Raw genomic sequence first — 11,768 nt, forward strand, 5'->3', positions numbered from 1 at the left:
TCGTCGTCAGCTCGCGGGGCTCCGGGGGAGGACGGTGGTCGGGCGGATCCGGGGTGGTGGCCGGGACGGGCGGCTCGGGCGGGCGGATCCGTTCGGTGCTCGGACGGCGGGGGCTCAGATGAGGTGCGCGCGCCGGTAGACGGCGGTGGCCGGCCGGGTGAGCAGTCGCGCCGAGGCCAGGAACTCCATCAGGCCCGCGCAGCTCGACCGCATCATCGACTTGTAGTGCTCGTTGGCCTTCGCCTCGGCGAGCGCCCGCTCGACGTCGAGTCCGGCGTTCGCGTACACCTCACGGCTGACCATGCTGGTGACGATGAAGTACGAGGCGAGGGAGACGACGAGCGCCTGTACGTGACGCCGCACCGGCCCCGCCTTGCGCAGCCGGGCGCGGGTCTCCTCGCGGGCGAACTTCATGTGCCGCGACTCCTCGACGACATGGATGTTGCTGATGGTCCGTACGAAGGGGACCACCCGCTCGTCGCGCATCCAGTCGCGCTGCATGACGTCGAGGACCTCCTCGGCGACGAGGATCGAGGCGTACGCGGCCTCGCCGACGGCCAGGGTCTTGAAGGCGCGGCCGAGTTCGAGGATCCAGCGCTGCGGGCGGTAGGCGGGCGCGCGGAGCTTCGCCGAGCTGCGCCCGAACATGATGGAGTGCCGGCACTCGTCGGCGATCTCCGTCAGGGCCCACTGGAAACGCGGATCGGTCGGGTCCTTCGCGTACATGTCGCGCAGCACCATCTGCTGCAGGATCATCTCGAACCAGATGCCGGTGCTGGCGATGGAGGCGCACTCCTGCCGGGTCAGCTCCTTGCGCTGGGCCTCGGTCAGTTCCTGCCAGTAGGGCGTGCCGTAGAGGGTGCTCCACTCGGGGCTCATCCCGTGGCGGTCCTCGTCGAGCGGGGTGTCCCAGTCCACCTGGGTGGCGGGGTCGTAGGAGAGCTTGGCGGACGACTCGAGCAGCCGGCGGGCCGCGTCGCGCTCGGGGTGCCGGTCCTGGTCCGCCGGCTGGACGGTGCTGCTTGCCATGGTGCGGCTCCTTGGTGGCCTCGGGGGCGGATCGGTCGCGTTCGTTTCCGACGAGCTTGTTAGACGCTGTGTCTAGTAAGCCGTTGGACGGACCGTATAGCAAGACGCGCCGCGCGCCTACCCGTCGGTGCGGAATTCGTTGCCCGGGGCCCGCATTCGAAGAGAGGATGCGGCCATGATCGACAACCCCGAGAACACCGAGAGCGGCGTGAACGCCGAGAACGCTGCGAGTGGCGTGAACGCCGAGAACCCCGAGAACACTGCGAGCGGCGTGAGCGCCGAGGAGCGGGCGGCGATCGCCGCGGCCGTCGAAGGCGAACTGCGCCTGCTGGACGCCGAGGTCCGGGCCTCGGCGGACGCCCCGCGGCTGCTCGACCCCGAGTTCGTCGAGATCGGCGCCTCGGGGCGGCGCTGGACCTACGAGGAGATGGTCGAGGCCCTGCCCACCCTGGACGGCTCGGGCGCGGACAGCCCCCGCATCGAGGCTTCCGGCATGCGCGGGGTCCTCCTCGCCCCGGATCTCGTCCATCTGACGTACGAGACCGAAATCGCCGGCCGCCGCGCGAGGCGCAGTTCGATCTGGCGCCGGGGCGCGGGCGACGCCGGCTGGCGGATGTACTACCACCAGGGAACCCCGGTGAGTGGGGGCTGAACGCCCGTGTTTTCATGAGGCGTTCACAACGGGGGAGCGGGGGCGCAGGACATGGGCGACAGCGGGCTGCTGACCGAGCGGTTCGAGCAGGACCGGACACATCTGCGGGCGGTGGCCTACCGCATGCTCGGCTCGCTCGCCGAGGCCGACGACGCCCTGCAGGAGGCGTGGCTGCGCGCCGACAGCGCCGGTGTCGCGGGTGTCGAGAACCTCGGCGGCTGGCTCACCACCGTCGTGTCCCGGGTCTGCCTCAACATGCTGAGGTCCCGTGACCGGCGCCGCGAGGACTCTCTGGAGGACCGGTTCAGCGAGCCCGACACCGCCCGCGGGACCGCCGGCGCAGCCGGCGCGGACACCGGCCGTCCCGGCGGAGACCCCGAGGCGGAGGCCCTGATGGCCGACTCCGTCGGCGTCGCCCTGCTCGTCGTCCTCGACACCCTCGCCCCCGCCGAGCGGCTCGCCTTCGTGCTGCACGACATGTTCGCCGTGCCCTTCGAGGACATCGCCCCGATGCTGGAGCGCACCCCGGCCGCCGTCCGTCAGCTCGCGAGCCGCGCCCGCCGCCGGGTGAAGAGCGGCGCCGTCGTCGCCGAGGCCGACGCGGTACGGCAGCGGCGCGTCGTCGAGGCGTTCCTGGCCGCCACCCGGGGCGGCGACTTCGAGGCCCTGGTCGCCCTGCTCCACCCGGACGTCGTCCTGCACGCCGACCGCCTGGTCGTCCCGACGCCCGAACCGATCCTCGTCGCCGGCGGCCGCGCCGTCGCCCAGGGCGCCATGGCGGCCATGGGCCGGGCCCGGTTCACCGGCCTCGCGCTGCTCGACGGAGCGCTGGGCCTGGCGATGGCGCCGCAGGGCCGCCTCCGCCTGGTGCTCACCTTCGCGGTGGCGGAGGACGGCCTGATCACCGGGATCGAGGTCGTGGCGGAGCCGGAGCGGCTCGCCGCGATGGAGTTCGGTGCGCCGGACGTCGAGGGGTTGGACGTCGATGAGGAGGACGTCGACGAGGAGGGCGTCGAGGAGACGGACTCCGGTGTGGCGGGCCTCGGCGCGCGGGGCTTCGACGTGACGGACCGCGACGTACAGGGCCGCGATGTACCGGACCACGAAGCGCCGGACCTCGACGGGTAGCACCTCGACGGGGACGCGGAGCACCCCGACGGGTGGGACCTCGACCGGTCGGAACTCGGGCCGCCGCAGCTAGCCGTTCCCTCCGGGCTTCGGCCCGGCGCGGCGGTGGCCCTCACGGCGACATCCCGTGAGGGCCACTGGTACTAGGTCGTGTCCGGAAAGTCATGGGAGCCAGAGTTGGAGGCAGGCGAGGGTGACCATGGCTTGGTAGTGGGCGGCTCGTTTGTCGTAGCGGGTGGCCAGGGCCCGGTTCTGCTTGAGCCGGTTGAAGCAGCGCTCGACGACGTTGCGCCGCCGGTAGAAGGTGCGGTCAAGGCGGCAGAGGGTCTCGCCGCGGCGGATGCGTCTGTTGATCTGGTCGATCCGTTCGGGGATTGTGCAGGCGATGCCGCGTCGTCGTAGGTAGGCGCGGATCTTGCGGGCCGAGTAGCCCTTGTCCGCGACGACGCGGTCGGGCCGGGTCCGGGGCCTGCCCGGCCCCGGCCGGGCGATGCGGATCCGGTCCATGACCGCTTCGAACTGGGTGCAGTCATTCACGTTCCCGCCGGTCAGGGTGAACGCGAGGGGCCGGCCCTGGCCGTCGCAGGCGAGGTGGATCTTGCTGGTCAGCCCGCCGCGTGACCGGCCGAGCGCTTCGCCTTCCCAGGGCCCCCTTTTCGGGCCCCGGCCGCGTGCTGGTGGGCCCGCACCGTCGTCGAGTCCACGCAGGCGATCGTCCAGTCGACGATTCCGACGGCGTCGGAATGCTGCTGGACATGGGCCAGCAGCCGGTCCCAGGTGCCGTCGGCGGACCAGTGCCGGAAGCGTTCGTAGACCGTCTTCCACGGACCGTAACGCTCGGGCAGGTCACGCCAGGCGGCACCGGTGGACAGCTTCCACAAGATCCCGTTGACGACCTGGCGCCGGTCCCGCACCGGCCTGCCCATCCGGCCCGGCGCCAGCACCGGAGCGATCAACGCCCACGACTCATCCGTCAGTTCATGTCGACGCACCACGAACGGACCAACGACCAATCGACTTTACGGACACGGCCTAGGCGGTCCTGGGCGCGGTCTGGCCCGTGGTGTACGCGTCGATGTGGGTCTGGGTGAGCGTGTTGCCGAGCGAGTCGGTGAGCTCCGCCCGCAGCGACACCGGCCTGCCCGGTCCCGGGTTCGTGACCGCGACCCGCCCGCCCCGAACCGGCACCGGAGTCCAGGTGGCTCCGCCGTCCGCCGACACGGACACGGTCAGCGACCGCACGCCCGACCGCTCCGCCGCGCCGCGTACCGTCACGCCGACGTGGTCGGCGCGGCGCGGCGCCGCCGTACCGTCGGGGCCGAGGGACGGCGCGAACCGTACGACGCTGAGCGGGAGTTCCGTCGCGCTGCCGGTCGCGGCGGACGTGAACGTCCAGGCGGCCGTCACGCTGCCGTGCGGCCGCTTCGCCGTCGCCGTCAGCCGGTAGGAGGCCCGGCCGGCCGGCACGGTGAACGAGGCGTGCCCCGGGGTGCCGCGACGGGTGCCGACCAGCGAGCCGTTGCGGTGCAGCGTGGTCGTGGCGGCGCTGTGCGGCGGCGCCGACGGCACGTTGCCGGCGCCGTCGGCGAGCAGCGGCAGCGCCACGGCAAGCGTGTTGCCGGTGCGTACGGCGGCGGGCTTGGCGCCCCGGGAGGTGGCGAGCGCCGGGCCGAAGACCGGCGTGTCGAAGGCGAGGACGGTGGTGCCCCCGGCCGCGACCGCGGTCCCGAGGGCGAAGTAGCGGTTGGGGGTCTCCTCGTCCGACGCGGTCGGCGCGGTGTAGACGACGTCCCAGGTGCCGCGCTCGGGCGTCACCATGTAGGTCGCGCTGCCCGGCACCTGCAGGGCGCTCGCGAGCGCCGGGGAGGGGCCCACGGTCGGCCCGAAGTCGACGAAGCCGTACCCGGGTCCGCTCGCGGGCGCGGCGGCGCGGACGACGATCGTGCCGAGGTCGGCCGCCGCCGGATGCCGGACCAGGCCGGTCAGGGCGCGGTCGGAGGTGAAGGTGTAGCCGAGGACGTAGGTGCCGCGCTGCCCGTTCCAGTACGTGTCGATCCACGCCCGGACCGCGCCGCGCTCGGTGGCCGGGCCGAGGTGCGCCACCCGCAGGTCGGAGGAGGGCGTGATGAGGTTCGCGAAGCCCTTCGTCCCCTGGTACGCGACCTCCACGAACGCCCCGGCGTGCCGGAACACGGCGCCCGCGTCCGGTGGGAGGACGTCCACCGGCCGGGCGGTACGGGCGTCGAGCACCAGGGTCGTGTCGCGGTCGACGTCCAGGCGCGGCCGGACCAGCCAGTCGACGCCGGAGGCGCCGCCCGCCGTCTCCGTGGTGATGGTGCTGTCCAGCAGGTAACGGCCCTTGGGCACGCGGACGGTGACGGTGCCGGCCGGGTCGGACGGGCCGGCCGACGGCACCTGGCCGCTACCGGCGTCGGGGCCGGACAGCGCGGTGAGCTGGGTGCGGTGCGCGGTGGTCGGCGCGCCGGTACGGCCGAGGTGGACGAGCTTCAGGGTGTACGTCTCGACCGCGCCGGCCGCCGGCTTCGTGGCGGCGGTGGCGGTGGCGCCGGACGTCAGGGCGGTGGCGGTGACGGCCACGGTGGCGGTGGCGGCGAGCCCGCGCAGCACGGTCCGGCGGGACTTGGGGGCGGAGGAATGCGCTGAGGATTCGTTCATGACCTGCACTGGGCATATCCGCCGCCCCGTTCCCGTGACCTGTGCCACAGTCGCCGGGAGCCGGGAGCCGGGAGCCGGGAGCCGGGAGCCGGGAGCCGGGAGCCGGGAGCCGGGAGCCGGGAGTCGTGAGCGGTGCGCGGGTGTGGCGGGCGTCACTGGAACCCCGACGAACCGGCGTCCAGTACCCAGTGTGGAATCAGCTATGAGAGATCGTTTCCGTGCCGGGGATCCCGCGGCGCTCGGCGAGGCGTACGACGAGCACGCGCAGGTCCTGTACCGGTACGCGCTGCGCGTGTGCGGCGACCCGGCCGCGGCCGAGGACGCCGTGTCCGCCACCTTCCTGGAGGCCTGGCGCAGCCGCGGCCGGCTGTATCCGGACGGCGGCGGCCTGCGCCCCTGGCTGCTCGGCATCGCGACGAACGTGCTGCGCGGCGCCGCCCGCGAGGCCCGCCGCCGCGACGCGGCCCTCGCCCGCGTCGCCGACCGCGGCGTGCTCCCGGACTTCTCCGACGAGGTGGTCGCCCGGCTGGCCGACGCCGAACAACTGCGTGCCGCCCGCGCCGCCCTGAAACGACTGCGCCGCCGCGACCGCGAGGTCTTCGCCCTCGTGGTGTGGGCCGGCCTGGACTACGCCGCCGCCGGCGAGGCCCTCGGCGTCCCCGTCGGCACGGTCCGCTCCCGCCTCTCGCGCGCCCGCGACCGCCTGCGCGCCCTGGCCGAGGCCGAACTGCGCACGGCGAGGCGTGCGGGGCCGGGTGTCCGTACGGGTGGGGCCGAAGTGACCGAGCCATCGGCCGAGGCCCCGGCTCCGCTCCTGGCTCCTGCTCCTGCTTCGGCCCAGGCGCCGCGCCGAGTCCCGGCCCAGGACCAGGCCCCGGCACCGGCCCAGGCCCCGGCACCGGACCTGCTCCCCGGCGCCGGCACCCTCCCGGATCCCGCAGCCGCCCCCGCCATCGCCACCGCCCCCGCCATCGCCACCGCCCCCGTCCTCGTGTCCCGCCGCCCCGTCACGGAGAACTGACCATGCCTACCCCAGCCGACGACACCCGCCTCCGCGCCGAGCTCGTGGAGCTCCTCCCGCCGCCCGAGGCCGCCGAGCTGACGCCGCTGCGCCACCAGGTCCTCCGCCACCGGATCCTGAACGCCGCCCAGGCCCCGGCGCGGCGTCGCCGGGTACCGCGGTTCGCCCTGCCCGCCGCGGCGGGCGCCGCGCTCGCCGCGACGCTCGTGGCCGCCGTGGTGAGCGGCGAGCCGCACGGGCCGGCCGGCCCGAGCCGGGACGGCGGTGTCGCCGTGCCCGCCGCGCCGACCGCCGGCCAGGTGCTCGCCCGGGCCGCGCTCGCGGCCTCCGCGACGCCGCGGGCCGCCGCCCGGCCCGACCAGTTCGTCTACATCGAGAGCCTGACCGCCCACGCCGCCCGCCGCGCCGACGGAGGACCCGTCGCGCTGCCGGCGGCGCACCGCCGCCAGGTGTGGCTGTCCGCCGACGGGACCCGGGAGGGCCTGCTGCGCGAGGCGGGCTCGCCCGACTCCGCGCTCGGCGTGCGCGGCCCCGTCGGCCTGATCGACCACCGCGGCGCCACGCCCCGCCCCGGCACCCTCGGCCCGGCCGAGCCGTCGGTGACCCAGCCGACCCACACCTTCGTCGCCGCGCTGCCCACCGACCCCGAGACCCTGCTCCGGCTCGTCTACGCCCAGACCCGACCCACCGACGGCGGCGACCCGCACCAGCGGGCCTTCACCGCCATCGGCACGCTGCTCACCGAGACCTGGGCGCCGCCTCGCGTGACCGCCGCGCTGTACGAGGCGGCGGCGCGGATCCCGGGGACCACCGTGCTGCCGCGCGCGACGGACGCGGCGGGCCGCGACGGCGTCGCCGTGGCCCGTACCGCGCACGGCGAACAGACCCAGTGGATCTTCGACCGCACGACCTCCGCGTTCCTCGGCGAGCGCACGGTCCTCACCCGCGCGGGCTCCGCCGGTCCCGCGGGCACGCTCCTCGGCACCACCGCCGTCCTCACCAAGGCGGTCGCCGACCACCCCGGCGTGGTTCCGGCCGCGTCCTGACCCCGGCACCCCGGCACCCCGGCGGGCCGGCCCGGTCAGCCACCCGAACCGGCCGGTGCGGCGGTGCGCCACACGGTGACGTCGAGCGTCATGTAGGTGCTGGGCGAGCTCTTGAGGGGCTTGTTCCCCCCTGTGCCCGTGTGGAATGTGCGAAGCGACGAAGCGACAGGACAGCGGAATGGCTGGATCCCTGATCTCGCCCAGCACCCTGTCCGCTGTATGGGCTCGCGCGGGAATGAGGCCGGAGGTGCCTGTGTTGCAAGGGGTGGCTGACATGGCCGAGTCAAAGATCCAGTCGCGGATCCCGGCGCGGCCGCCGGCCGGAAGGAGCATTCATGTCCCGCAGCACCCAGCGCCCCGTGGTCACCCTGAGGTCCACGGCCGGCACCGGAGTCACCTACGTGACCCGCAAGAACCGCCAGAACGACCCCGACCGCCTCGTCCTGCGCAAGTACGACCCCGTCGTCGGCGCCCACGTGGACTTCCGCGAACAGCGCTGACCCGGGCGGACCACGCCCCCGTACGAAGCGCACACACGTACCCGCACGCACGTACACGCACACCCACACCGGAAGGAACCTCATGAAGGTACGCAACTCCCTCCGCTCCCTGAAGGCGCGCCCCGGCGCCCAGGTGGTCCGCCGCCGCGGCCGGGTCTATGTGATCAACCGCAAGGACCCCCGCGCCAAGGCCCGCCAGGGCTGACGCCCTCCCGACGGCCCCGTCCGCGCCCGGCGCGGACGGGGCCGTGCGCCTATCGGGCCCGGGTGAGCAGCACCCTGGCCGTGCGCAGCAGCAGCCCCGGGCGCGTGAGCGCGCGCGGGTGCTCGACCATGTTCAGCACGTTCGTGTACGTGGTGTTCACGGCGCGGTCCACGATCGACGCCTCCGTGATCCGGTCGCCGACCCACCGGATCAGCGGGTAGCCGGGCGGATAGGGGCCGTCGACGTGCGGCTGGGCCAGGTCGGCGGTGGTCGACAACTGCCAGGCCGCGTCGACGACGGTCGCCGCGCGCCGGAAGTAGCCCCGGGCCGGGTCCCGCGGCGACGCGCCCGAACGCAGGTGCGCGGCCAGGGAGTTGGCCTGGAGGGCGGCGAGCGTGAGCCCCTGCCCGTACACCGGGTTCACCGAGGCGAGCGCGTCACCGAGCACCACGAGGCCGCCCGGGAAGCGGCCGAGGCGCAGGTAGTCGCGCCGCAAGCTCTCCGCGACGTGGAACGTCTCCACCGGGCCGGCCATCTCGCAGGCGTCGGCGACCGTGCGCAGGGGCTCCACGCAGCGGCGCATCCGGGCCCGGAACTCTTCCGGGTCCTGCCCGGGCCGGTCGCCCGCGTACCCGGCCAGGACGACCGACCAGCGGTCGTCCTCGACGGCGACGAGCCCGCCGGGCTCCGTTACGGTCGGCCGGTAGCCGCTCGCCGGGCCGGGGCTGCCGTGCACGACGACCGTGCTGCCGAGCTCGTCGCCGCGCCGGAACGTGCCGGTCGCGTAGCCGAGATCGATCCGCATCCGGGAGACCGGCGCCCGCTCCCAGCCGTCCTCTTCCAGCCAGTTGCCGAGCCGGCTGGAGCGGCCCGTCGCGTCCACGGCGAACTCCGCCTCGAACACCTCGCCGTCCGCCGTGCTCACGCCGCCGACCCGGCCGCGCTCGACGACGAGCCCGGTGGCCCGCGCGGTCACGAGGCGGACGTTCGTCAGGCCGGCCACCCGCCGCCGTACCGCCGCCTCCAGGAACGGCCGCGTGGCACCCAGCATCCGGGTGCCCTCGGCGGCGACCTTCCGCCGCCCGTCCAGGTAGAAGGCGACGTCGTCGCCCTCGCCGAGCAGCGCGCCGCCCGCGACGAGCTCCGCCGTGATCCCGGGGAACCAGCGCTCCAGCTGACTGTGCCCCATGGCCAGCAGCGCGTGCAGCTGCCGCCGCTGCGGGGCGCGCGTCCCGATCCCGTCTTCGCCGACGGCGCCGTCCGCTTCGAGGACGACGACCTCCTCGGCGTATTCGCTCAGCACCCGCGCGGCGAACAGCCCCGCGTAGCTGCCGCCCATGACGACGGCCCTCTTCATCCGACCCCCACTGCCGATCCGATGCCCCGCCGGGACCCTATCGCCTCCGCTCGGCGCGCGCGGCTTCGAACGACGCTTCGAGCGCGGCGACATGGCGTGCTTCCGCCTGCGTGCGCACGGCGGCGAAGCGGCGGTCTGCGAGCAGCACGGGCGCGACCCACAGCCAGCCCCACAGACCGATCGGGTAGACGACGTTCCACCGGCGCAGCAGCAGGTTGCCGGCCAAGGCCAGGGTCATGGCGACCGCCCATGCGGCGGGGCGGTAGCGGCCGATCAGCCGCACCGGAGCGTTCCACGGCCCGGACAGTGCCTCGACGGTCGCGGCGCGCACGACGGCGTCACGGTCGGTCGGATCCACGGCGGCCACGGACCCTTCGCCGTCGCCCCGCGCCAGGTCGTCGGCGAAGGCCCGGGCCTGGGCCTCGGTGGTGAGCTCGTTGTCGTGCGCCCGGGCCGTCGTTTTCGCCATCCGCATCCGCACGTCGTCCCAGTACCCGCGCCGGCCCATCGCTCGACCGCGGCCGGCGTCGATCGTGCTCATCCGGTCCCCCTCCTCAGCCACCCCCCTGGGGTCGGGCAAGTGTGCGATGGGGGGTTTTCGCAGGTCAAGCACGTTCTTGGGGCCTGCCTGTGCCAGGATCCAACGCCCACTCAACTCCCTTTCCGTTCCCTCCTCTTGCGCGCCACCGGGGCTCCCCCTACGCTCACCTTCGTCGACAGTTAGGAAGCTTTCCTATTAATCGGCTCCGTGCGCACACAGGAACGAGCACCCCGAAACGCGAACCCGAGATCGAGGAGTGACATGCCCCCCACCATCAACGCACTCCGGCGCCACCGCACCGCCGCCCTCGTCGCCGCCGCGGCGACCGGGCTCCTGCTCCCCGCCCTGTCCGGCCTCACGCCCGCCACCGCCGCGGCCGGCAACCTCGCCCAGGGCCGGCCCGTCACCACCTCGTCCACCGAGAGCAGCACGCTGACCGGTGCCAAGGCCGTCGACGGCTCCACCAGCACCCGCTGGGCCAGCACCGAGGGCGTCGACAACCAGTGGATACGCGTCGATCTCGGCGCCGGCACCGCCGTCAAGCGGGTCGTGCTCAAGTGGGAGGCGGCGTACGCCAAGGCGTACCGCGTCGAGGTCTCCGACGACGGATCGACCTGGCGCGGGCTCTACTCGACCACCACAGGCGACGGCGGCACCGACGACCTCGCCGTCGACGGCACCGGCCGCTACCTGCGCGTCTTCGGCACCCAGCGCGGCACCCCGTACGGCTACTCGCTCTACGAGGTCGAGGCGTACGGCACCGGCTCCACCACCCCGCCGCCCACCACCGGCACCAACCTCGACGACCCGCGCAAGAAGGAGATCGCCATGAAACTGGTGTCCTCCTTCGAGAACTCCTCCCTCGACTGGCGCGCCCAGTTCGCCTACATCGAGGACATCAAGGACGGCCGTGGCTACACCGCCGGCATCATCGGCTTCTGCTCCGGCACCGGCGACATGCTGGACCTCGTCGAGCGCTACACCGCCAAGCAGCCGGGCAACCCGCTCGCCTCCTACCTGCCCGCCCTGCGCAGGGTCAACGGCACCGACTCCCACGAGGGCCTCGACCCCGGCTTCCCGGCCGCCTGGCGCCAGGCCGCGCGGGACTCCGTCTTCACCCAGACGCAGGAGGAGGAGCGCGACCGGGTCTACTTCAACCCCGCCGTCTCCCAGGCCAAGGCCGACGGCCTGCGCGCGCTCGGCCAGTTCGCTTACTACGACGCCGCCGTGATGCACGGCGAGGACGGCTTCCGCTCCATCCGCGCCGTCGCCATGTCCCGGGCGACCCCGCCCTCGCGCGGCGGCAACGAGAAGACGTACCTCAACGCCTTCCTCGACGCGCGCGAGGAGGAGATGCGCAAGGAGGAGGCCCACAGCGACACCACCCGCGTGAGCACCGCCCAGCGCCGCTTCCTCAACGAGAACAACTACGACCTCAACACGCCGCTGTACTGGAGCGTCTACGGCGACCCGTACTCCATCACCGGCTGACGCGGCGCGGCACGACCACGGCGGCGGTGCGGGCCCTGCCCCGTACCGCCGCCGTCTTGTCTGCGTCGTCGCCTCGTCGCCTCGTCGCCTCGTCGCCTCGTCCGCGTCGTTCCGGAGCGGGC

10 protein-coding genes and 3 pseudogenes are annotated in these 11,768 nt (G+C 74.0%); 8 read left to right on the forward strand and 5 right to left on the reverse strand.

Translation table 11 applies throughout. From position 1 onward, the window contains the following. Positions 1-114 precede the first annotated feature (114 nt). Positions 115-1,029, reverse strand: a complete 915-nt coding sequence (locus tag ACFYU9_RS04180) for a diiron oxygenase (protein ID WP_389214885.1) — start codon at positions 1,027-1,029, stop codon at positions 115-117. 175 nt (positions 1,030-1,204) lie between these two features. Here ACFYU9_RS04180 and ACFYU9_RS04185 point away from each other — a divergent pair, with 175 nt between their 5' ends. Together ACFYU9_RS04185 and ACFYU9_RS04190 are read left to right on the forward strand one after the other, a co-directional pair. Further along, positions 1,205-1,681, forward strand: a complete 477-nt coding sequence (locus tag ACFYU9_RS04185) for a DUF4440 domain-containing protein (RefSeq protein ID WP_389342195.1) — start codon at positions 1,205-1,207, stop codon at positions 1,679-1,681. A gap of 51 nt (positions 1,682-1,732) precedes the next feature. After that, positions 1,733-2,632: pseudogene (locus ACFYU9_RS04190) on the forward strand (sigma-70 family RNA polymerase sigma factor); the annotation flags it as partial. Between the two features lie 339 nt (positions 2,633-2,971). Here ACFYU9_RS04190 and ACFYU9_RS04195 read toward each other — a convergent pair. Further along, positions 2,972-3,804 (reverse strand): annotated as a pseudogene (locus tag ACFYU9_RS04195) (IS5 family transposase). A 37-nt stretch (positions 3,805-3,841) separates the two neighbouring features. Next, positions 3,842-5,485, reverse strand: coding sequence for a serine protease (locus ACFYU9_RS04200; protein WP_389342198.1), 1,644 nt, complete (start codon positions 5,483-5,485; stop codon positions 3,842-3,844). A 202-nt stretch (positions 5,486-5,687) separates the two neighbouring features. On the opposite strand from ACFYU9_RS04200, the gene ACFYU9_RS04205 reads away from it, so the two are divergent. The 4 genes from ACFYU9_RS04205 (at position 5,688) to ykgO (ending at position 8,257) form a co-directional block, all read left to right on the forward strand. Beyond that, a complete protein-coding gene (locus ACFYU9_RS04205; protein WP_389342201.1) occupies positions 5,688-6,506 on the forward strand; it encodes an RNA polymerase sigma factor in 819 nt (272 codons plus the stop codon). A 2-nt stretch (positions 6,507-6,508) separates the two neighbouring features. Then, positions 6,509-7,552 (forward strand): CU044_5270 family protein, encoded by a 1,044-nt coding sequence (locus ACFYU9_RS04210; RefSeq protein WP_389342204.1) that lies wholly within the window; start codon positions 6,509-6,511, stop codon positions 7,550-7,552. Positions 7,553-7,887: 335 nt separating this feature from the next. Next, a complete protein-coding gene (gene rpmG / locus ACFYU9_RS04215; protein ID WP_389214872.1) occupies positions 7,888-8,052 on the forward strand; it encodes a 50S ribosomal protein L33 in 165 nt (54 codons plus the stop codon). An 82-nt stretch (positions 8,053-8,134) separates the two neighbouring features. After that, positions 8,135-8,257 (forward strand): type B 50S ribosomal protein L36, encoded by a 123-nt coding sequence (ykgO, locus tag ACFYU9_RS04220; protein WP_389214869.1) that lies wholly within the window; start codon positions 8,135-8,137, stop codon positions 8,255-8,257. A gap of 49 nt (positions 8,258-8,306) precedes the next feature. Here ykgO and ACFYU9_RS04225 read toward each other — a convergent pair whose 3' ends face one another. Beyond that, positions 8,307-9,614, reverse strand: coding sequence for an NAD(P)/FAD-dependent oxidoreductase (locus tag ACFYU9_RS04225; RefSeq protein WP_389342207.1), 1,308 nt, complete (start codon positions 9,612-9,614; stop codon positions 8,307-8,309). Positions 9,615-9,651: 37 nt separating this feature from the next. Further along, a complete protein-coding gene (locus tag ACFYU9_RS04230; protein WP_389342210.1) occupies positions 9,652-10,155 on the reverse strand; it encodes a hypothetical protein in 504 nt (167 codons plus the stop codon). A 261-nt stretch (positions 10,156-10,416) separates the two neighbouring features. Between ACFYU9_RS04230 and ACFYU9_RS04235 the strand changes: the two are divergent. Beyond that, a pseudogene (locus ACFYU9_RS04235) lies at positions 10,417-10,839 on the forward strand (discoidin domain-containing protein); the annotation flags it as partial. Positions 10,840-10,845: 6 nt separating this feature from the next. After that, positions 10,846-11,646, forward strand: a complete 801-nt coding sequence (locus tag ACFYU9_RS04240; RefSeq protein WP_389342983.1) for a chitosanase — start codon at positions 10,846-10,848, stop codon at positions 11,644-11,646. Positions 11,647-11,768 lie beyond the last annotated feature (122 nt).

Source organism: Streptomyces sp. NPDC004327, assembly GCF_042873935.1.
Taxonomy (GTDB): Bacteria; Actinomycetota; Actinomycetes; order Streptomycetales; family Streptomycetaceae; genus Streptomyces.

What these genes read in the sequence shown, in the direction of transcription:
- ACFYU9_RS04180 (WP_389214885.1), bottom strand. Translation starts at nt 1,029, where the DNA reads ATGGCAAGCAGCACCGTCCAGCCGGCGGACCAGGACCGGCACCCCGAG.
- ACFYU9_RS04185 (WP_389342195.1), top strand. Translation starts at nt 1,205, where the DNA reads ATGATCGACAACCCCGAGAACACCGAGAGCGGCGTGAACGCCGAGAAC.
- ACFYU9_RS04200 (WP_389342198.1), bottom strand. Translation starts at nt 5,485, where the DNA reads ATGAACGAATCCTCAGCGCATTCCTCCGCCCCCAAGTCCCGCCGGACC.
- ACFYU9_RS04205 (WP_389342201.1), top strand. Translation starts at nt 5,688, where the DNA reads ATGAGAGATCGTTTCCGTGCCGGGGATCCCGCGGCGCTCGGCGAGGCG.
- ACFYU9_RS04210 (WP_389342204.1), top strand. Translation starts at nt 6,509, where the DNA reads ATGCCTACCCCAGCCGACGACACCCGCCTCCGCGCCGAGCTCGTGGAG.
- rpmG (WP_389214872.1), top strand. Translation starts at nt 7,888, where the DNA reads ATGTCCCGCAGCACCCAGCGCCCCGTGGTCACCCTGAGGTCCACGGCC.
- ykgO (WP_389214869.1), top strand. Translation starts at nt 8,135, where the DNA reads ATGAAGGTACGCAACTCCCTCCGCTCCCTGAAGGCGCGCCCCGGCGCC.
- ACFYU9_RS04225 (WP_389342207.1), bottom strand. Translation starts at nt 9,614, where the DNA reads ATGAAGAGGGCCGTCGTCATGGGCGGCAGCTACGCGGGGCTGTTCGCC.
- ACFYU9_RS04230 (WP_389342210.1), bottom strand. Translation starts at nt 10,155, where the DNA reads ATGAGCACGATCGACGCCGGCCGCGGTCGAGCGATGGGCCGGCGCGGG.